Raw genomic sequence first — 19,544 nt, 5'->3', positions numbered from 1 at the left:
GGCTGCAATGCAACGGCTGGCGGCCAAGGCGTAGAACGCGGCAAGCAAGCAGCACGGAGGCTCACCCTCCGCCGTCCGCCGCATCATAGCAAACGCAAACTCCGCCGCCATCGCGAAAACCGACTCCATATCCGGCATTTACCGCAATTGGTTCCCCTTCCGCTTGAGGAGATCGGCCGGCGCGCCTGGTGGCTCTTTCCGACTTCCTCTTGAGGTCCCTGTGTGCGTCCGGCTCGCGACACGCCGATACAGCACACGCTGCCAGTGCCGATTGTCTTCCAGGCCGAAACTGTGCGATGACCCATTGACCACAAATGCAATCGCTCAAGGTGCGGCATCGGCATGAAGAAGATCGGTTTCCTCTCGTTCGGGCATTGGACGCCCTCGCCTCAATCGCAGACGCGCTCGGCAGCCGATGCGCTGCTGCAGTCGATCGACCTTGCCGTCGCGGCCGAAGAACTCGGCGCGGATGGGGCGTATTTTCGGGTGCATCATTTCGCCCGGCAGCTCGCCGCCCCCTTTCCGCTGCTATCGGCCGTCGGCGCGAAAACCAGCCGGATCGAGATCGGCACCGCCGTCATCGACATGCGCTACGAGAACCCGCTCTATATGGCCGAGGATGCGGGTGCCGCCGACCTTATCGCCGGCGGCCGGCTGCAGCTTGGCATCAGCCGCGGCTCGCCCGAGCAGGTGATCGATGGCTGGCGCCATTTCGGCTATGCGCCGCCCGAAGGCCAGAGCGAGGCTGAGATGGCCCGCCACCACGCCGAAGTCTTCCTTGAAGTGCTGCGCGGCGAAGGCTTTGCCAAGCCCAACCCGTGGCCGATGTTTCCGAATCCGCCAGGCCTCCTGCGCCTCGAGCCGCATTCGGAGGGGCTGCGCGAGCGGATCTGGTGGGGCGCAAGCTCCAATGCCACCGCTGTCTGGGCGGCGAAACTCGGCATGAACCTGCAGAGTTCGACGCTGAAAGACGACGAGACGGGGGAGCCGTTCCACGTCCAGCAGGCCGACCAGATCCGCGCTTACCGCGAAGCCTGGAAGGCCGCCGGCCACACGCGCCAGCCGCGCGTTTCGGTCAGCCGCAGCATCTTCGCGCTGGTCGACGACCGCGATCGCGCCTATTTCGGCTACGGCAACGACGAGAGCGACAAGATCGGCTTCATCGACGAGAAGACCCGGGCGATCTTCGGCCGCAGCTATGCCGCCGAACCCGACGTCCTCATTCGGCAGCTCGCCGAGGACCAGGCGATCGCCGAGGCCGACACGCTGCTGCTTACCGTCCCCAACCAGCTCGGCGTCGCTTACAACGCCCATGTCATCGAGGCAATTCTGACCCACGTCGCCCCGGCGCTCGGCTGGCGCTGACACCTGCCATTTTCAAACCCGCAAATATCGCGCGCGGAATTCGCGGGGACTGCAGCCTTCGCGTTGGTGAAAGATGCGTGAAAAATAAAATGGATCATCCAGGCCGATCATGGCGGCAACCGTTTCGATCTTTTCGTCGGTGGTTGCCAGCAGCCGTTTGGCATGATCCATGCGCACCCGAAGCTGAAATGCCTTGGGAGGCAATCCGGTTTCCAGCGTGAACCGCCGGCGCAGCGTGGCCGGCGACATGCCGTGCTCGGCGGCGAAGGCAGCGAGATCGAGCGGCTGCATCGCCCGCCGCCGTAGCGTTTCGACGATGTCGGCCATATCAGGGCCTGGCTGGCGCCGAGCGGCCGCACCGATTGCCTGTCTGGCGGCTGCGATGACGATCTGATGCAGCATCAATGCCGCCGACGCCTGTCCCAGATGGGTATCGTCGAGCAGATCGGCATGAAGCTTGCCGAAGAGCCGCGCCAGCTCATCGAGATGATGCAGGGGCACGACCGGATGCCGCTCGGCAATGATCCTCAGCCGAACGAAGTCCCGCGTGAAGGATCCTTCGAAAAGCGCCCAGCGCTCGTCCCAACCGCCTTCGTCGGGAGCGTAGGAATGCGCGCGGTTGGGAAACAGCCAGAACAGCGCAGGCCCGGTCAGGCTGAGGCGGCCGCTGGCGGCGGTTTCCAGCCAGCCCTGCCCGCGCTCCACCAGCACGACGGCGAAACTCGGAAGTTTTCGCTCGGTCACCGCATGGCGGGCGTGCTGCCTGCCGCTGCCGGTGACCGCCAGTCCGCCGACCGCGCCAAGCGGCGTTCTATAAATGGCCTCGGCGTTTTTCATGATGAGCGAAAAGTCCAGCTACGAATTTCCTCCATGTCGGTTATCCCTGCAGATCAGCTAATTGATGGCAAATCAATTCAAGCTGGGGAAGGCTGAAATGTCGATTGCCGCCAAAACCATGCAGACCCGAACACCGGAATTTCCCCTTACCGCCCACGGCAAGACCTTGCCGGCGGAACGGACGGGCTGGCTCACACCGACCGATCCCGCCATCGGTGTCGACGCCATCCGCCGCCGTTACCAGAAGGATGGCTATGTCTGGCTGAAAGGTCTTCTGCCGCGGGCCGACATCATCGATTTCCGCGGCTGGGTGTTCGAACGCCTCGCGGTGACAGGACTGGTCGAGCCCGGCAGCGATTTTTCGCAAGGGATCGCGTCGGCCGCCGACGTCGACTGGAGCCTGGCGAACCGGCGCCTGATGTCGCTTGTCCGCTCCGCCGCCTATGAAGGTTTTTGTGCGCAACCGCCGCTCACCCGCTTCATGGACGAATTTCTGCAGGGCATCTCCTATCTGCACAAGCGCAAGATCATGCGTTTCACCCAGCCCGGTTCGCCGACGGCCACCCCCGCCCACTACGATCTTGTCTATCTCCGCGGCGGCACCAGCCGCCTGGTGACGGCCTGGATCCCGATCGGCGATATCCCCTCGGAGATGGGCGGCCTCGTCTACCTCGAAGGCTCGCACGCGCTTGGAGTCAAGATGGAGGCCGAGTTCCACGCCGCAAGCGGCGATCTCTCGCCTGAAGAGCGGATCAGCGCCTATAACAGCCATATGACCGAAGGCGGCTGGGTCTCGAAGGATCTCCCGGATATGGCGGAGCGCTTCGACACCCGCTGGCTCGCCGCCGATTATGAGGCCGGTGACGTGGTGCTCCACTCGCCCTACATGATCCACGCCTCGACCGCCAACCAGGATCGCGGCCGAAGACTGCGCCTCTCCACCGACATCCGATATCAGAATGTCGACGACGAGATCGACGCCCGATGGAACAACCATTGGAGCCTCGGCGATATGCTGTAGCCCGGTTCCAACGCCTCAGTTGCGAAGTATCGGGACCTTACTGGCGCGGTGAGCGTTGATGGTCCGAGCCTTGAATCGGTTGCATGACCGACCGACTTATGGCCGGGACCGAACCGCTCGAGTTGCCTGATGCCGCGCACGAACCTGAACGATATCCTGATCTTCATGGCCGTCGTCGATGCCGGAAGCTTTATTGCCGGCGGCCAGGCCATGGGCCTGTCCCGCTCGGCGGCGGGAAAAGCCGTCATCCGACTGGAAGAGCGGCTGGGCGCACGTCTGCTCAACCGCACGACGAGAACGCTGGGCCTGACCGATGAAGGGCGGATATTCTACGAGCGCGGCCTGCAGATCCTCGCCTCGGTCGACGAGGCGGAAGCGAGCGTGGGAGGCCAGAGCGGCATGCCGCGCGGCGTTCTCAGGCTCACCGTACCCGATGCCTTTGGACGGCTCGTCGTCCTGCCCTTGCTGGAAAAATATCTTCGGGCCTGGCCCGACATCCAGGTGGAGATGAGCTTCACCGATCGTCTCGCCGACATCATCGAGGAAGGCTTCGATCTGGCGATCCGGATCGGCGCAGCCGCGTCGGACTCCCGGCTGGTCTCGCATGTGATTGCCACTTACACGACACGCCTCTGCGCCTCGCCCTCCTATCTCGCCGCGCGCGGCGAGCCACGCGATATCGACGATCTCGCAGCCCACGACTGCCTGATTTTCACCAGCCGCAACCAAAGGCAAGGCTGGCGTTTTCGCGGCAAAGGCAGTTCCTGGATCAAGGCCCAGGGGCGCAGCCGCCTGAGGCTCGACAGCGGCGAGGCGATCCGCGATGCTGCCCTGGCGGGATTGGGCATCGCGCTGCTGCCCGATTTTCTCATCGCCGGCGATCTCGCCGCCGGGCATCTTCGCCACGTCCTACCCGACCTGGAAGCCGATGACGCCAAGATCGTGGCACTCTATCCCGACAAGCGCCTGCTGGAACCGCGCATCCACCGTTTTGTCGATCTGATGGTCGAAGCTCTGAGGGACGAGAGATCGGGCACGCGCTCATCGCCTTGAGACGGAAGCAGCGGTAACCTGTCAAAACCGCGGAAGCTTTTCAGGCCAAGGGGAAAGAGAGTTGCGACGAGATAGGCAAACCCGGTCAGCAGCAGCGCGCCGGCAAGACCGATCGTGCTGATCAGCGCGCCGCCGACGAGGCCGCCGAAGGGAATGAGAGCGAAGCAGAGGGCGGCGTTCATGGAGGTGACGCGGCCGGTCAGCGGCTTGGGGATGCGCTGGAAGATCACCGCCGAGAGGATCGGGTTGAGGAAGCCCGAGGCGAATCCTGCGATGGCCAGGGTCGTAAAGACAAGGCCGAGCGGCGCATCCAGCGCGGCAACGAGAAAGCGGGGAAAACCGGTCAACAGGAATGCCACGGTATAGACTATCAGGCGTGGCATCCGTTCGCCGATTGCCGCGGCAATCGCCGCACCTGCGATCGATGCGCCGGCGAATGCCGCAAACATCGCTCCCAGCAGTTCCGGACCATGGCCGGAATCGCGTGTCCAGACGGGCAGCAGCACCGCATGATAGGCCTGGTCCAGCAGGTTGGTGATCGCCACCATGGCGACGATGCTGACGAGCACCGCATCGCCGCGGAGAAAGCGCCAGCCTTCCCGGAGATCGTCGAGATAAGAAGCCCTTTCGGCCGGTCGGACGGCGGTTGCGCCGGATAAGACGGGCGCGCGCCGCATCCCGGGGATGCCGACGGCGACGATCAGCGCGGCGGCGGCAAAGGTGGCGGTGTTGACGAGGAGCGCCTGACCCGGGCCGATCAGCCCGATCAGCGCGCCGGCCCCGGCGGCGCCCGCCGTCGAGGCCAGCCGCTCGATGGCGCTGGCGACGCCGGTCACCCTTTCGAGCGGCACCTTCGCGAGCCTGGCGATATCGGGAACCATTGCCTGCTTGGCCGCGTCGGAAGGCCCGCGCAGCACGCCCATGGCAAAGACAATGGGCAGCAGCACCGGCATACCGAGCATGCCGAAAAAATCGAGCAGCGGCACCAGCCCCACCACGACCACCGAAGCACTATCGCAGACGATAGCGATGCGCTTGGCGCCGACGCGGTCAATCAGCGGCCCGCCGAGCGCCTTGGCGACGACATAGGGCAGCATCTCCATCATCGCCGTCAGCCCTGTCAGGACGGGGCTGCCCGTCATGCTCAGCACCAGCCAGGGAATGGCGATGGTCGATAGCCGCGTGCCGGAAAGCGAACATGTCTCGGCAGCAGCGAGCGCCAGGAAAGGCCTGCCCCTCCTCACGGCTCGTCCTCCCCCTCGCGATGCGGAACGCGGCCCGGATAGGGGAAGGCGTGCAGCATGACATAGAAGGGAACCATGCCGGGATCCAGAGACGCCGCCTCGCCCAGCGGCGGGGCGGCCCGCATCGCCTCCAGGATGACGTCGGTCAGCCGCTTCGTCAGAGCCTCGGCTTGATCAGCCGTCATCGGAATAATGATGTCATCGGCAGCCGTCGCCTTGCGCCACTCGGCCGGCAATTCGGCATATTCCTCCAGCGCCTGCTGCATCTGGCCGACCTGCAGCGAGAGCGCCGCCTGGTTGAAGGCGAGGTCGAGATCGAGCCCCTCGCCCTCGGCTTCTCTCGGCGGCACCGAGGTCAGCTCATGGCTGGCGCGCCACCAGCGGTCGCGCCGCGAGGCATGCGGCGCCTCCTCGATGAAGCCATATTGGGCAAGCTGGCGCAGATGATAGCTCGTCGCGCCGCTGTTCAAGCCGAGCCGCGCAGCAAGCTGCGTCGCCGTGGCAGGACCATCGATCCTAAGCATGCCGAGCATGCGCAGCCGCACCGGATGCGCCAGCGCCTTCAGCGCGGTCGGCTCGGGCACGACCCGGCTGACGGTGCGTGAGGCGGCATCTGCGGTGGGTTCAGGGTGCGGATGTTTCATGCTTGAAGCATATAACTGCAAACATATCTTTGCATAGATTTATTTGCAAAAAAATAACAAGCTTCGAAAGACGTTTGAAAACCGGCTCCCGATCTAGCCAAGCATGAGCCCGCCCCCTAAGACCGTCACCGTGATCCACAGGATGTGAAGGGCAAGGGGATGGCTGAGGAAGCGCAGAAGAACATCGGCACGTGGTATATCGATCCCGACGCCGAAGACAGGATGGCCGATGGACACGCGCCCATCTGGCGCCATCTGATCGACCTCATCCACGAGCGGGACCTGACCGGCAAGAGCGTGCTCGATTTCGGCTGCAATCAGGGTGGCCTGCTGCGCCATCTCTATGCGATCCGCCCGTTCCGCAAGGCGCTCGGCATCGATATCGCCGAAACCTCGATCGCCAAGGCCGAGATGCTGAAAGGCAATCTGCCGATCCAGCATCAGGTCGGCGGCAGGCTGGACGGCTGCAGCGAAAAATTCGATCTCGCCCTCAGCCACGAGGTCATCTATCTCGTTCCCGATCTCGACGCCCACGCCGCCGATATAAGGCGGGCACTGAAACCCGGCGGCGTCTATTATGCAGTGACCGGATGCCATACGGATAACCCGCTCTGGCCGAAATGGCGCGAACTCGTCGCCAACCGCACCAACACCGTCGTTCAGGACCGATCGATCACCGATTACGGCCGCGCCTTCGAAAGGGCGGGCTTCGACGTCTCCGCCCGCAAGCTCGAATATGACGGCTTCATTCCTTTCGTCGCCGACGGCTGGACGCCTGATTTCGCCGATGCGCTGAATTACTACACCCAGACGAAGATCGTCTTCAGGCTGGTGAAGCGCTAGAGGCTGTGTCGGCTCGCTGAAGCCGCATCAGCTCGACATCGAAATGCGGCGGGCTGTCGGGTGCGACCTGGACGAAACGGCCTCTGACGCGGAAGATTTCCTGGATCAGCTCGCGTTCGGCGAGTTCCCCAGGGGCGCCGTCGAATCGGAGCTCGCCTTTTTCGAGCAGCGAGATGCGGTCGCTGACGGCGACGGCCTGGTTGATGTCGTGGATCGCCATGACGACGGTCACGCCCTTTTCCCGGCTCAGCCGATGCACGAGGTCGAGCACCTCGACCTGATAGCCGATATCGAGGAAGGAGGTCGGCTCGTCGAGCAAAAGGATCTCCGCTTCCTGGGCGAGAGCGGCCGATATCCAGGCTCTCTGCCGCTCGCCGCCGGACAATTCCCGGAGGCTGCGGTCGGCGAGCCCGGACAGGCCGGTGCTTTCGAGCGCCCATTCGATCGCGTCTTCGTCACGGCTGTCATAGGAGCGGAACAGGCCGACATGCGGATAGCGGCCCTGGCGCACGAGCTGGGCAACGGTCATTTCGTCGGGCGCGGTCGGCTGCTGCGGCAGGAAGGCGAGCCTCTTCGCCAGCATGCGGCGTGAAATGGAGGCGACCGAAACGCCATCCAGCGACGCCCTGCCCCTGGCCGGCCGGGTCAGCCCCGCCAGCGCATGCAGCGCCGTGCTCTTGCCCGAGCCGTTCGGGCCGATCAGTGCCCGGATCTCGCCCTTCTCGAGCGAAAGACTGAAGCCGTTAAGGGCCTTTCGCTGGCCGTACATCACCGAGAGGTCGGAGCAGGACAATGGCATTTCGGCCTCACATGGTTTTGCGCAGCAGCGCGAGCAGAAGCGGCACGCCGAAAACGGCCGTGACTACGCCGATCGGGATTTCCTCGGCTTGGCCGAGCAGCCGGCCAACGAGATCGCCGAGCGTGACGATGACGGCGCCGAGCACGATCGTCAGAACAAGCGACAGCATGAAATTCCGCCCCGCCAGAAAACGGGCGAGATGCGGCACGACGAGACCGATGAAGACGACGGGGCCGATCTCGCCGACCGCGCTCGCTGCGAGCGCGCAGGATACGATCAGCACGAGCGAGAACTGTCTCCTATAGCCGAGCCCGAAGGACCGGGCGACGGCCGCATCGAACTGCAGCAGCATCAGCGGCCGGTAGATGAGCGGCAGCATGGCAAGCCCGGTGATGGTGAAGGGCAGCAGGAAGAGCGCGTGATCCCAGCTGCGGGCGTAGAGGCTGCCCGACAGCCATTCTAGAATGATCTCGATGCGGGCCGATCCCCATCCGGCGATGAGGCCGATCGCCACCGCATGCAGCACCGCGCCGACCGCCACGCCGCAGAGCGTGATGCGCAGCGCACCGAGGCCGAGACGGAAGGCCAGGAGATAGATGACGCCGCCGGCAAGCAGGCCGCCGGCAAGCCCGGCCGCCGGCAGCCATGCGACCGGCAGCTCGGCGAGCGTGTTCGAGCCGGGCTCGAAGATGTAGACGGTGAAGAGCAGGAAGATCGTCACCGACAGCGTCGCCCCCTGCGACACGCCCATCAGCGACGGATCGGCGAGCGGATTGCGGGTGATGGTCTGCAGCAGATATCCCGCCAGCGAAAAGTGGATGCCGGCCAGAATGCCGGTGGCGATACGCGGCAGCCGGATATCGAGAATGATCAGCCGCGCTTCCGCCGAGCCGCCGCCGGTCAAAACCGCCGCGACATCGCCCATGGGAATATCGGCGACGCCGAGGAAGATCGCCGCCGAAAGCGACAGGACCGCCAATACAGCCAGCGCGGCGGCCATGCCGAGGCCCGGCGAAGCGGCCGATGTCGATGCCGGGGCGCTCATCGTGCCTCACCCCCAAGGCTCAGCCGCCCGCGCTGGACGAGATAGATGAAGACGGGGCCGCCAAGCAGCGCCGTGACGATGCCGACCGGCAGCTCACGCGGGATGGCGATGCTGCGCGCCAAAACGTCGGCGACGGTGACGATCAGCGCGCCGAGGGCAGCGCTCAGCCCGATTTCCCATCCCGTGCCGCGCGGCTTGAGCAGCCGGGCGATGTGGGGAGCGGCCAGGCCGACGAAGGCGACCGGCCCGGCGACCGGCGCGACGCCCGCGACCGGAATGACGGCAAGAATGAGGATGAGTGGCTTCCAGAAGCCGAGCTGCAGGCCCATGCCGGCCGCCGCATGATCGCTCAGCATGAACATGCCGATCACCCGCCGCAGCAGCAGCGCGCCGGCGACGCCGGCGATCGTCCACGGCAGCATGTAGAAGAGATGCGACCAGGTGCGCCCCTGGAAACCGCCGGCAAGCCAGAAGAGCAGCGATGCCGATTGCGGCCCGGTCGATAGCAGCACATAGGTGGTGATCGCGCCCAGAAACAGCGAGACGCTGACGCCGCCGAGCGCAAGCTGCAGCGGTCGCCCCTGCCCGCCATGCGACACCCAGAACGTCACCGCGGCCGCGGCAAGCCCGCCGGCAAGGCCGATGAAGGGATAATAGGCAGGCGAAAGCCAGGGCAGGTAGACGAAACAGCCGACGATCGGCGCGACCGCGCCCGAGGTAACGCCGGTGATGCCGGGATCGGCCAGCGGATTGCGCGTCAGCGTCTGCAGCACATAGCCGGAGACGGCAAGGCCCGCGCCGCCGGCAGCCGCCGTCAGACTGCGCGGCAGCCGCAGCGTCCAGACGAGGATGGATTCGATCTTGCCGTCGGGCGCCAGCAGCACGCGGATGGCGGTTTCGAGCGAAAGCGTCTTGGCGCCGATCAGCAAGCCGAACGTCGCCGCCAGAATGGCGGCGACGACGATGAGCCCGATGGCCAGGAATGATTGCCGGGGTCTCATCGCCGGTCTTGTCCCCGGCTTAGTTCTGCAGTTCGGCCGGGATCAGCTTGGCGGCTTCCGCCTTGACGTCGACGGCCGGGAACGTATTGGGATAGAGGTAGTGCGCGGCCTCGCGCAGCACGATTTCGCGGGCGATCGGTCCATTGGTCTCGACCCACTGATCGCCGACATAGAAGACCCGGTTGTTCTTGACGGCCGAAAGCTGCGACCAGATCGGGTTGCTCTCATGCGGACGATCCGGGCCGGAATCATAGACGAAGATGACCTCGGGATCCTTTTCCAGCATGGTCTCCAGGCTGAGGTCGATGCCGAACTCGCCGCCCGGGGTCTTCGGGCCCGGAACATTGTCGCCGCCGATCGCAGCGACGATCGAGGCCGAGGTGTTTTCCGTGTGGAAGGCGAAAGGTGTCGCGCCGCCCCACATGATCAAAAAGCGCGGATGCTTGTCCTTCGGCACCTTGGCGGCGAACTCCGCCAGATGCTTGCGGAAATCGGCGTTCAGCTGCTCGCCGCGCTCGGGCTTGCCGAGGAGCTTCGAAAGGGCGGCGGACTCGCTGTAGCTCTCTTCGAGCAGCTCCATATTGTAGGCGACGTAAGGCGCGATGTTCTGCAGCTGCGCCGAATTGCCGACCGTGTAGCGGCGGATCGCGATGATCAGATCCGGCTTGGCCTCGGAGAGAAGTTCGAGATTGGGCTTGGCGCGCTGGCCGATCTGCTTCATCCCGGAGGTCAGGCCGAGCAGGAAGTCCGGCTCGCGGCCCGCCGTCATATAGGTGCTGGCCACCGGCTTGATGCCGAGCGCGAGCGCGACGTCGTCGGCGAAATAGGAAATCGAGGCAATGCGCTTCGGCTGCGCCGGAATTTCGACGGTCACGCCGCGGTCGTCGACGATCGAGACCTTCTTGTCTTCGGCCTGCGCGGCCCCTGCCGCAAGGATTGCGGACAAGCCAAGCGCGGAGAAAAATCTGCGTGCGTATCGAGTCATATCTGAAAACTCCCCTCTCTCATGCTGCGAGGCTTTAGCCAAAAAAGCGGAGTTTAACAATCATGATTTTTTGCGCTTTCTTCGAAAGCGACGCCGTCTCAGTCCTCGCCCAAAGTGAAGACGGCGCAAGGCTCGGCGATCCCGCGCAGGACATGTTCGCCGAGCGGCGTCAGTGTGGCCGCGGTGTTGTCAGCCACGGCGCCCGAGATCAGCACGCTTCGGCCGAGCGGCTTGCAGAGCCCTTCCAGCCGGCTGACCAGATTGACCGCCGGGCCGATGGCGGTAAAGTCCAGCCGGTCGGCCGCGCCGATATTGCCCCAGAGGATCTCGCCGAAATGCAGCGCCGCGCCGAAGGGCAGCGGCGCAAGCCCTTCCGCCTCACGCATCCGGTCGAGATGGATCATGCCGGCGCGGCTGGCCGCGACCGCCTTCAGCGCCGCCTCGCAGGCGTCGCGGTCGCCCCGGGCCTCCGCGCCTGTCGTGACGGGAAAGATCGCCAGCACACCGTCGCCGATGAATTTCAGCACCTCGCCGCCGAAGGCATGCACGGCGCCGGCGACGCGGTCGAAATAGGCGTCGAGCGCGGCAATCATCGCATGCGGCTCGGTGACTTCAGAAAGCGCGGTGAAATCACGCAGATCGGCGCAGAGAAGAGCGGCGCGGATGGTTTCGCCGGTGCCGCGGGCGAGCGCGCCCGACTGAACCCGGGCCGCGCTGCGCCGGCCGAGATAGGCTTCGAGCAGCGCCGTCCGCGCCTCCCGCGCAGCAAGTGCTGCAAGCGGTGCGGCAGCAAAACGCACGACCTCCCGCAGCCGGGCGGCTGCATCGGGAGCGAAGGCCTCCGCCCCGTTGGCAATGCCAGCCCAGCCGAGCATGGGGTCATCCGGTGCAGGCCCGATCCTCTCCTCCCAGACCGGCCCGAGCCCGGCAAGCCACTCGCGGCCGGCATCGCTGCGCGGCGCGGCGGCAAAGGCCAGCGCCTCGATGACGGCTCCGGTCTCGGCCCGCCACAGCCAGGTGCGCCGCGCGATGATCGGATGCGGCACCGAAAGCGTCAGCGCGCCGCCCGAAAGCGGCAGGCCGTCTGCCAACAACCGGCGCCCGAGCTCGGCCAGAAACCGTTCGGGACCGGGCGAGACCGCGGCCTCGTCAACCAGCCAGGCAAGGGGAGACGGCAGATCCATGCCCTAACATGACATCGCTCCGGGACATCAGCAAGAACGCCGCTCGCGGCCCTCTCCCTGTCGGGAATCTCATCACGGCGCAAAACAAAAAATAACACTTTAAACTTGCGCAGTTTTGGCTCCATTATGCGCCGTTCATCATCGTGTGATTGAGGGGTACGATGGGCACGATATTCTGGCCGAAAGATCCGCTGGATGGCAACGACATGACGCTGCTGACGTCGATCCTTCGGCGGTGGTGCGAAAGATATCAGGTCGAGCTGACCGCAGAGGAGAGCAGCCGCAAGGCGAAGGAGCTGATCGAATGGTATGAATTCGGCGTCAAGGATCCTGTCGAGCTCGAAGAACTGATTGACAGCAAACACTGGCTCGTCAGCACGGTTTAACATCAAGGCGCCGAAGAAACGTCCATAAAAAGGGCCGGCGAAGATTGCGCCGGCCCCATCGATCTGTCTCTGACTGCGACCTTAATAATCATCCCGCCAGCGGCGGCGATACTCGCCGCGCCGCTCATCGCGCCAGCGTGGACCATCCCAATCCCGGTGACGCCGCTCCCAGCCCCAGCGGGGCGGACCGCCGTAGAACGCCACCGGCGGCGGGCGTCGCCAGTTTCGCCGGCATTCGCCCCAGCGGTTCAGGTGCCAGCCGCGGCCACACGCATAGTCGACCTTTGTGACATCGCTTGTGACATTGCTCTGGACATTGATTGCCCCCATCGGCATCGCCTCAGCTGTGCCGATCGAGAGGCTGCCAGCGAGCAAGGCAGCCGCGATAGAAAGTGCCTTCATCGGAAACTCCATTTCATCCAGCCGCCCTCACCCTAGGGCGGCCAAATTGAACTGGAGATGAACTGAGCGTTCATGTTTGCGGGCGAAAAAGAAGCGCTTTCGGACGGCCGAGCGGAGCGCCGGCAGCCATTTCCCCGCAACGGCAACCGCTTCTGGACAAGCCTCCGGCCCGCAAAAGCCGTTCATGTCCTGCCGGAAAATGAGTCGGGACCCGGGTCACGCCCGGCAGCGACCTCGATCAGCCGCCCGAGGTAATGCGCCCAGCCTTCCGCATGGCCGGCGCATTGATCGGCGCTCGGCAGGCCGCTATGGGTGAGCCGCAGCAGCGTTCCGCCCCCCTGCTCGATCAGATCGATCTCGACCAGGCTCGACCCCGGCGGCACCACCTCGCTGCCGTCCCAGCCGAAGCTGTAAGCAAGGCGATGAACCGGCACCACCTCGCGAAACGAGCCGCGCGCAAAGCGGGCGCCGGTGACGTTGACGAGATAAAGCCCGCCCGGCTGCGGCTCGACCTCAGCTTCCGTTCCCATCCAGCGCAGAATCTTTTCCGGGTCGGTCATCAGCGCAAACACCGCGGCCGGCGGCGCCGCGATATGCGCCTCGCGGTGAACGACGAGGGGCTCTTGCATATCTCTCTCCCATGGTTTGCTATGGTCTTCCCTCGCCTCGGGCGGGATCGGCGGGTCATGCTGTTTTGACGGGGTGTCCTCACCCGGAGCATGTAGGGGGGCGTGCGCGCTCAGCAAGGGCGATGGAGACATTCCCCCCGACACTGGCTCGTCACCGTGCCCTTGCGCTCGGTGCACTCGCTCCTGTCGTCGCTCGCCCCCTCATCTGCCTGCCGGCATCTTCTCCCCGCTGGGGAGAAGGGACTCGTGGCGATGCCTCGCGCCCCTTGAGACCTGTGCTGCAGGAATGGCGATCGCGCAGCTTGCTCCCCTCTTCTCCCCGGCGGGGAGAAGATGTCCGTAAGGGCAGATGAGGGGGGTGAGGAGCATCAGCGACGAACGCCTTGAGCCCAAGCGAAAGGCAATTGAGGCGTATGATGCCCCTATGAAGGAGAGCGATCTGAAGATGCCGGCGCGCGTCCAGATCACTCGCGCCATTCCCATTCCCACACCACAATGAAAGCATTTCACCCTATTGCCAGCCGGCCACCTTGCCCCTATTGTCCCCGCTGTTCTCAGGGCGGGGTGAAAGTCCCTACCGGCGGTATGCAGTTTCGATTGCGAGCCCGCGAGCGCCTTCTTAAGGAAGGGTCAGCAGATCAGGTGAGATGCCTGAGCCGACGGTCATAGTCCGGATGAAAGAGAACGCGCGTTCCTACCGCCCTTGCGGCTGTCGGGGACGTTCGTGATCGCCTTGGGTGATGTGTCTGTTCGCCAAAGGAGATTACCATGACACCCACCCGCTACGCCTTTATCAAAGCCAGCTGGCACGCCGACATCGTCGACCGCGCCCTTGACGGCTTCTATCAGCTCGTGCCGCCCGAGCAGGTCGATGTGTTCGATGTTCCCGGCGCATTCGAGATGCCGCTGCTTTCCCGTGAACTTGCCGCAACCGGGCGCTATGGCGCCGTCGTTGCCGCCGCTTTCGTCGTCGACGGCGGAATATACCGCCACGAATTCGTCGCCCAGGCCGTGGTCGACGGACTGATGCGCGCCGGCATGGATACCGGCGTGCCGGTGCTGTCTGTTTCGCTGACGCCGCATCAGTATCAGGAAACCGAGCACCATAAGCAGATCTACCGTGCGCACTTCATCGAGAAAGGGCGTGAGGCCGCAAAGGCCGCGCTCACCATCGGGAAGACACGCGCCGCTCTTGCCGCGTAAGGCGGTTCCTCCGAACCGAGGCGGCGGGACCGATCCCGCCGTCTTCATCAGGTCAACGCCGACAGAATAATTGATTCGACGCCCCCGCCGCGCTGTGGTCCACTCCACCCCGACATGTATCGCCATTCTTAACGCATCCAGAACCCCAAGGAGCTGAAGATGAGCAATGCAATGCGCAGTGAACCCCCTATCGCAAATCCGAAAACACGGCCGGTCGACACCAAGCTCGAAGTGGTCGTCATCCCCGTTTCCGACGTCGACCGCGCCAAACGTTTTTACGACGGCCTTGGCTGGCGGCTCGACGCCGACTTCGCCAATGATGCCGATTTCCGGGTGATCCAGTTTACCCCGCCCGGCTCCGGCTGTGCGATCATCTTCGGCCAGAACATCACCGCCGCGGAACCCGGCTCCGCCCAGGGGCTCTACCTCATCGTCTCCGACATCGAGGCCGCCCGCCGCGATCTTATTGCCCGCGGCGTCGAGGTCAGCGAGGTGTTTCATGACGCATCGGGCGTCTATGCCGGCAAGGACGAACCCTATCTCTTCGGACGGCTGAGGATCGCCGGCCGCGATCCCGAACACCGCAGCTATCGCTCCTTCGCCTCGTTCAAGGACCCCGACGGCAATGGCTGGCTGTTCCAGGAAGTCACCGAGCGCTTGCCCGGACGCATCGACGCCGACGAGACGGCCTTTGCGACGTCGAGCGACCTTGCCTCAGCGCTGCGCCGCGCGGCGACCGCCCACGGCGAACACGAAAAGCGCAATGGCGGCAAGCACGACGAGAACTGGCCGGACTGGTACGCCGAATACATGGTCAGCGAACGGGCCGGCCGGGAGCTGCCGTTATAGATGGCGGTAAAGGACGCAGACGCTGGTCGCGTCTGTGTTCCCTCTTAATAATGCTGCAGTCCGCTTGCCTTTCGCTTGCCGCTCAAGGCCAGGCGAAGGACAATAGCGGGCCACACGGCACGTCTTTCATTGTCTCTCGCTTCACCCCGAGCGAAAGCGCCGTCAAGCCACCCCATCACCGCTCAAACATATCCCGCCACTGCTTTTCTCCCATCATGCAGTCTGTCGCCGAGCCGGCCTCGGCAATTCTCTGCATCGTTGGCGGCGGGGAAAGGCCACTGATCTCCAGCACCAGCTTGCGGCGCACGGCAACGGCGAAATCCTCGATCTTGCGCACCGGCAGCACGAAGGCGCCGGGGCCGCCGATCACGCAATCGGCGTAATATGTGTCGAGCCCGTTGGGCGCATCGGAGGGCCGCAGCATGATGGCAAGGCCGTTGATGATCATGCCTGAGGCCACCGCCTCGTCGCGGGCAGGTGCGACCGGATCGCCGGAATTGTTCGGGCCGTCGCCGGAGACATCGATCACCTGCCGCCTGGACGGAAACGGACTGGAAACGATCATGCCGGCGCCCTGGGCGATCGCGGTGGAGATCGATGTGCGCCGTTGCGTGGCGATCGGCCGGGCTTCGATCTTGCCGGCAAAGGCGATCGCGTCCTCTTCCGTCTCGATCACCTGCCAGTCGATCACCGAATCCTGGACGACGTAGCCTGCCCATTCGAAATAGCTGATGGCAATGCGCCCGGTCAGACCGCCCCTCACCGCATTAATGAATTCCTGGTGCTTGAGCGCCTCGACATACCCCTCGCGCTGAATGCCGATCTCTTCGAAATCCATCGACCGCGAGGTGTCGACGGCGAGCACGAGGCTGACGTCAACCTCGTTCGTCCCCGCCTGTGCTGCCGGGACGAGGCCGGAAAGCCCCATGAGCACCGCAACTGTCGTCAGCATCGGTAAATCCCCGCGCCATCCAAGCCAGCGAACTCTAACACAGCTTGATCGAGGAAGGACGCGCAGCCGCGTGCACGGCTTCAATTTTCGGTGATGGCATCGGGTGCCTCAATGCAGGGGAAGCCACAAGGGGGTCTTCCACGCCTTCAGCGCCTCGAGAAAGACCTGCAGGCGCGAGGGCAGGAAGCGGCGTGTCGGATAGACCGCATGCACGAATATCTCCTCGGACGACCAGTCCGGCAAGAGGCGGATGAGCTCGCCTCTTCTGATCTGATCGTCGCAATAGGTGGAAGGCAGCAGGCCGATGCCGTGTCCGCGATAGGTGAAGGCGCTCACCGCTTCGAAATCCCGGCTCGATACCGGCCCCGACACCTGCTGGCGGACCGATTTGCGGCCGCTGACGAGATGCCATTCCGCTTCGCCGTTACGGCCGTTCAGCAGCACGCACTGATGATCCTTCAGGTCTTCGGGCTTCGAGGGAGGCGCCCTGCCCTTCATATAGTCCGGCGCCGCGACCAGATAGCGCACGCTCTTTCCGAGCCGCTGCGCGACGATCGACGAATCCTTGAGTTCGCCGAAGCGGATGCCGAGATCGATATTCTCGGCGATCAGATCGAGGAACAGGTTGGTGACGAAGAGATCGATCCGGATTTCGGGATAGGTCTTCAGGAAGGTCGAAACGAATTCGTAGAAAACCTCCTGCCCGAAGATGACGGGCACGGAGATCTTCAGCAAGCCTTCCGGCTTTCTCTGGGTTTCCGTCAAGGCCTGCTCGGCGTCGATAAGATGGGAAAGCGGCTCGCTGCACTGATCGAAATAGGCGCTGCCCTGCGCGGTCAGGCTGAGCTTGCGGGTCGTGCGCTGCAGCAGCGTCACGCCGAGTTGCTCCTCCAGCGACGTCACCTTCCGGCTGACGGTCGAGACCGGCATGCCGAGAGAATGGGCGGCACGGCTGAAGCTGCCGTAGCGCGCCACCGTCACGAAAACCGCGATGTCGTTCAGGTCCGCCATGCCGCGATTTTTGCATAGATGCAAAAGAGAATCCAGATATTTCCATCTAATCGAGGAATGGAGTTTTCCCCATATTCACCTTGCGAAAACAATCACAACCCGATGGAGGCGCATTCGCAGCCGCCCCATCTCGAGCGACCCGGCCTTCGCAAGCGCAGACCTCCGTTGCCCGACCAAATTATGGAGTTCAACATGACTACCGCAAAGACTGTCATCGTCACGGGCGCCTCCCAGGGTATCGGAGCCGGGCTCGTCAATGCCTTCATCGAGCGCGGCTACAATGTCGTCGCCACCTCGCGCCAGGTCAGCGCCTCGGATGCCTTTCGGGCTTCGGAGAAGCTGGCGCTCGTCGACGGCGATATCGGCGATGCCGAAACCGCCGCACGGGTCGCACAGGCCGCAATCGACCGGTTCGGCTCGATCGACGCCCTCGTCAACAATGCCGGCATTTTCTTCACCAAGCCGTTCGTCGATTACACCATGACCGACTTCCGCAAGCTGTCCTCAACCAATCTTGAAGGCTTCATCCACCTGACGCAGCTGGTCGTCCGGCAGATGCTCGCCCAGAAAACCGGTGGCAGCATCGTCAGCATCACCACACCGCTGATCGACCATCCGATCGCCGGTTTCTCGGCTTCGGTCGCCATGATGACCAAGGGCGGCATCGACGCGATCTCGAAGAACCTGGCGATGGAATATGCAAGCGAGGGAATCCGCGTCAACACGGTGGCTCCCGGTGTCGTCGATACGCCGCTGCACAAGGACAATCCGAAGGACTTCCTCAGCACGCTGTCGCCAATGGCTGGCATTTCCAATGTTGGGGAAGTCGTCGATGCGGTCGTCTTCCTGACCGAAGCTCCGCGCGTAACCGGGGAGGTGCTGCACGTCGACGGCGGCGCACATCTGGGCAAATGGTAAACCACCCGCAAGCGCAGGCAGCCGGCGCAGAACGGCGGCTGCAGGAACTCGGCATCATCCTTCCCCCGCCGCCGACACCTCTCGGGGCCTATGTCGAGGCGGTCAGATCAGGCAAACTGGTCTTCTTCAGCGGCATGTTGCCGGTTATCAACCGCGAGCCGCGCTATATCGGCCGCGTCGGCGGCGCACTGACGGCTGAAGACGGCAGGAAGGCTGCCGAAACGGCCACACTCAGCGCACTTGCGGCCGCCAAGGACTATCTCGGCTCGCTGGACAGGGTCGCAAAAGTCGTCAAGCTCGGTGTCTATATCGCCACTGAAGGCGATTTCCGCGACCACCCGAAGGTCGCGGACGGAGCGTCGGAAATGCTGCTCCAAGTCTTCGGCGAGGAAAAGCTCTCCGGCCGCGTCGTCCTCGGAGTCGCCAGTCTGCCGCTCGGCGTGCCGATCGAGCTTGAGCTGATCGTTGAGGTCGAGGATTAAAAACGGACGGGCGCGCTTCGGCGCGCCCGCATTCTTGGCTTCTGGCGCTCACGCCGTCCTCAGCCGGCTGAAAAGCTCAAAGCCGCACCCAAGCCTCACACCGCCACCAACAGCAGCACATAAGCAATCACGCTCACCATCAGGCCGCGAAACGCAAAGGTGACGCAACGGTATTTGCTGCGGGCGATGGCGGAGAGGATATTGGCGTTTTCGAGATATTGGTCGAAGAGATAGCGCTCGTCGCGCCTGAGTGCGGCGTCGAAGAACAGGTCGCGGTGGTTGTGCCAGGCGCCCCAGAACAGCGAGGTCGAGCTATCGAGACGGCGCGGCAGCACGACGAGGATCGCCGACAGGATTGAGAAGACCGAGGCTGCGGCAAGCAAGCCGGAGAATAGGACGCTCCCTGACGTGCCGGCGACATAACGCGCCGGGTTGAAGACCGCCCGCACCTCGCTGGAACTCACCAGGAAGGCCAGCATAAATGTAAAGATATAGGCGGCCTTTTGATCGGATATCTTGATCTGATCGTAAAATATATCATTGATTTTCTTGATATGGTCGAAATACTCGACGCCGATATCCGCACTCGACGGCCGGCTCAGCATAACCTCAGTTGCAGTTTCGAACTCGCTCACGTGAATACTCCACCATCAAGTGTTTCCCTGATATTACACTTGGCGGCGAAAGCAAG

General features: G+C 63.9%; 22 protein-coding genes and 1 riboswitch. Of the genes, 9 read left to right on the top strand and 13 right to left on the bottom strand.

Annotation, left to right across the window (positions count from 1 at the left end):
• Window positions 1-342 precede the first annotated feature (342 nt).
• On the top strand, window positions 343-1,365 hold the full coding sequence (locus QMO80_RS21080; protein WP_283198214.1) for an LLM class flavin-dependent oxidoreductase: 1,023 nt from the start codon (window positions 343-345) through the stop codon (window positions 1,363-1,365).
• A 12-nt stretch (window positions 1,366-1,377) separates the two neighbouring features.
• Here QMO80_RS21080 and QMO80_RS21075 read toward each other — a convergent pair whose 3' ends face one another.
• The gene (locus QMO80_RS21075; protein ID WP_283198213.1) at window positions 1,378-2,202 is read right to left on the bottom strand and encodes an AraC family transcriptional regulator; all 825 of its coding nucleotides are present in this window, start codon (window positions 2,200-2,202) and stop codon (window positions 1,378-1,380) included.
• Window positions 2,203-2,299: 97 nt separating this feature from the next.
• On the opposite strand from QMO80_RS21075, the gene QMO80_RS21070 reads away from it, so the two are divergent.
• Window positions 2,300-3,223 (top strand): phytanoyl-CoA dioxygenase family protein, encoded by a 924-nt coding sequence (locus tag QMO80_RS21070; protein ID WP_283198212.1) that lies wholly within the window; start codon window positions 2,300-2,302, stop codon window positions 3,221-3,223.
• Between the two features lie 129 nt (window positions 3,224-3,352).
• The gene (locus QMO80_RS21065; RefSeq protein ID WP_283198211.1) at window positions 3,353-4,276 is read left to right on the top strand and encodes a LysR family transcriptional regulator; all 924 of its coding nucleotides are present in this window, start codon (window positions 3,353-3,355) and stop codon (window positions 4,274-4,276) included.
• On the opposite strand, the gene QMO80_RS21060 is transcribed toward QMO80_RS21065, so the two are convergent.
• Complete coding sequence (locus tag QMO80_RS21060) at window positions 4,174-5,520, bottom strand: MFS transporter (RefSeq protein ID WP_283198210.1); 1,347 nt, start codon at window positions 5,518-5,520, stop codon at window positions 4,174-4,176. The genes QMO80_RS21065 and QMO80_RS21060 overlap by 103 nt on opposite strands.
• Window positions 5,517-6,164: a helix-turn-helix transcriptional regulator gene (locus QMO80_RS21055; protein ID WP_283198209.1), complete on the bottom strand. Its 648-nt coding sequence runs from the start codon at window positions 6,162-6,164 to the stop codon at window positions 5,517-5,519. Before QMO80_RS21055 ends, QMO80_RS21060 begins: the two co-directional genes overlap by 4 nt.
• Window positions 6,165-6,323: 159 nt before the next feature.
• Between QMO80_RS21055 and QMO80_RS21050 the strand changes: the two genes are divergently transcribed.
• Window positions 6,324-7,007: a bifunctional 2-polyprenyl-6-hydroxyphenol methylase/3-demethylubiquinol 3-O-methyltransferase UbiG gene (locus QMO80_RS21050; protein WP_283198208.1), complete on the top strand. Its 684-nt coding sequence runs from the start codon at window positions 6,324-6,326 to the stop codon at window positions 7,005-7,007.
• On the opposite strand, the gene QMO80_RS21045 is transcribed toward QMO80_RS21050, so the two are convergent.
• From QMO80_RS21045 to QMO80_RS21025, 5 genes are all read right to left on the bottom strand, one after another.
• Window positions 6,988-7,806, bottom strand: coding sequence for an ABC transporter ATP-binding protein (locus tag QMO80_RS21045; RefSeq protein ID WP_283198207.1), 819 nt, complete (start codon window positions 7,804-7,806; stop codon window positions 6,988-6,990). The two genes, QMO80_RS21050 and QMO80_RS21045, sit on opposite strands and share 20 nt — an antisense overlap.
• Window positions 7,807-7,813: 7 nt before the next feature.
• A complete protein-coding gene (locus QMO80_RS21040; RefSeq protein WP_283200245.1) occupies window positions 7,814-8,806 on the bottom strand; it encodes an iron ABC transporter permease in 993 nt (330 codons plus the stop codon).
• A 41-nt stretch (window positions 8,807-8,847) separates the two neighbouring features.
• Window positions 8,848-9,852, bottom strand: a complete 1,005-nt coding sequence (locus QMO80_RS21035) for an iron ABC transporter permease (protein ID WP_283198206.1) — start codon at window positions 9,850-9,852, stop codon at window positions 8,848-8,850.
• Window positions 9,853-9,871: 19 nt separating this feature from the next.
• Window positions 9,872-10,837 (bottom strand): ABC transporter substrate-binding protein, encoded by a 966-nt coding sequence (locus QMO80_RS21030; RefSeq protein WP_283198205.1) that lies wholly within the window; start codon window positions 10,835-10,837, stop codon window positions 9,872-9,874.
• Window positions 10,838-10,935: 98 nt separating this feature from the next.
• Entirely contained in the window at window positions 10,936-12,021 is a 1,086-nt protein-coding gene (locus QMO80_RS21025; RefSeq protein ID WP_283198204.1) for an adenylate/guanylate cyclase domain-containing protein, read from the bottom strand.
• A 161-nt stretch (window positions 12,022-12,182) separates the two neighbouring features.
• Between QMO80_RS21025 and QMO80_RS21020 the strand changes: the two genes are divergently transcribed.
• On the top strand, window positions 12,183-12,407 hold the full coding sequence (locus QMO80_RS21020; RefSeq protein WP_283198203.1) for a hypothetical protein: 225 nt from the start codon (window positions 12,183-12,185) through the stop codon (window positions 12,405-12,407).
• Window positions 12,408-12,488: 81 nt separating this feature from the next.
• On the opposite strand, the gene QMO80_RS21015 is transcribed toward QMO80_RS21020, so the two are convergent.
• Both QMO80_RS21015 and QMO80_RS21010 read right to left on the bottom strand, forming a co-directional pair.
• Window positions 12,489-12,809, bottom strand: coding sequence for a GCG_CRPN prefix-to-repeats domain-containing protein (locus QMO80_RS21015; RefSeq protein ID WP_283198202.1), 321 nt, complete (start codon window positions 12,807-12,809; stop codon window positions 12,489-12,491).
• Window positions 12,810-12,991: 182 nt separating this feature from the next.
• On the bottom strand, window positions 12,992-13,438 hold the full coding sequence (locus QMO80_RS21010) for an SRPBCC domain-containing protein (protein ID WP_064839302.1): 447 nt from the start codon (window positions 13,436-13,438) through the stop codon (window positions 12,992-12,994).
• Window positions 13,439-13,984: 546 nt separating this feature from the next.
• A riboswitch (FMN riboswitch) is annotated at window positions 13,985-14,128 on the top strand.
• A 78-nt stretch (window positions 14,129-14,206) separates the two neighbouring features.
• On the opposite strand from QMO80_RS21010, the gene QMO80_RS21005 reads away from it, so the two are divergent.
• Window positions 14,207-14,641 (top strand): 6,7-dimethyl-8-ribityllumazine synthase, encoded by a 435-nt coding sequence (locus QMO80_RS21005; protein WP_283198201.1) that lies wholly within the window; start codon window positions 14,207-14,209, stop codon window positions 14,639-14,641.
• A 159-nt stretch (window positions 14,642-14,800) separates the two neighbouring features.
• Window positions 14,801-15,490 (top strand): VOC family protein, encoded by a 690-nt coding sequence (locus QMO80_RS21000; RefSeq protein WP_283198200.1) that lies wholly within the window; start codon window positions 14,801-14,803, stop codon window positions 15,488-15,490.
• Between the two features lie 175 nt (window positions 15,491-15,665).
• Here QMO80_RS21000 and QMO80_RS20995 read toward each other — a convergent pair whose 3' ends face one another.
• Together QMO80_RS20995 and QMO80_RS20990 are read right to left on the bottom strand one after the other, a co-directional pair.
• Window positions 15,666-16,442, bottom strand: coding sequence for a DUF1194 domain-containing protein (locus QMO80_RS20995; protein ID WP_283198199.1), 777 nt, complete (start codon window positions 16,440-16,442; stop codon window positions 15,666-15,668).
• Between the two features lie 108 nt (window positions 16,443-16,550).
• Window positions 16,551-17,453: a LysR family transcriptional regulator gene (locus QMO80_RS20990; protein ID WP_283198198.1), complete on the bottom strand. Its 903-nt coding sequence runs from the start codon at window positions 17,451-17,453 to the stop codon at window positions 16,551-16,553.
• A gap of 192 nt (window positions 17,454-17,645) precedes the next feature.
• On the opposite strand from QMO80_RS20990, the gene QMO80_RS20985 reads away from it, so the two are divergent.
• Both QMO80_RS20985 and QMO80_RS20980 read left to right on the top strand, forming a co-directional pair.
• A complete protein-coding gene (locus tag QMO80_RS20985) occupies window positions 17,646-18,371 on the top strand; it encodes an SDR family NAD(P)-dependent oxidoreductase (RefSeq protein ID WP_097626076.1) in 726 nt (241 codons plus the stop codon).
• The gene (locus QMO80_RS20980; RefSeq protein ID WP_183855296.1) at window positions 18,365-18,853 is read left to right on the top strand and encodes a RidA family protein; all 489 of its coding nucleotides are present in this window, start codon (window positions 18,365-18,367) and stop codon (window positions 18,851-18,853) included. The genes QMO80_RS20985 and QMO80_RS20980 overlap by 7 nt, the downstream gene beginning before the upstream one ends.
• Before the next feature lie 95 nt (window positions 18,854-18,948).
• Here the strand turns inward: QMO80_RS20980 and QMO80_RS20975 are convergent, their stop codons facing one another.
• Window positions 18,949-19,488: a Pycsar system effector family protein gene (locus QMO80_RS20975; RefSeq protein WP_283198197.1), complete on the bottom strand. Its 540-nt coding sequence runs from the start codon at window positions 19,486-19,488 to the stop codon at window positions 18,949-18,951.
• Between the last annotated feature and the right edge of the window lie 56 nt (window positions 19,489-19,544).

This window comes from Rhizobium sp. BT03 (assembly GCF_030053155.1).
In the GTDB taxonomy this organism is placed as follows: Bacteria; Pseudomonadota; Alphaproteobacteria; order Rhizobiales; family Rhizobiaceae; genus Rhizobium.
Note: the sequence above shows the minus strand (reverse complement) of the source record. Positions and strands in the feature narration are given on the sequence as shown.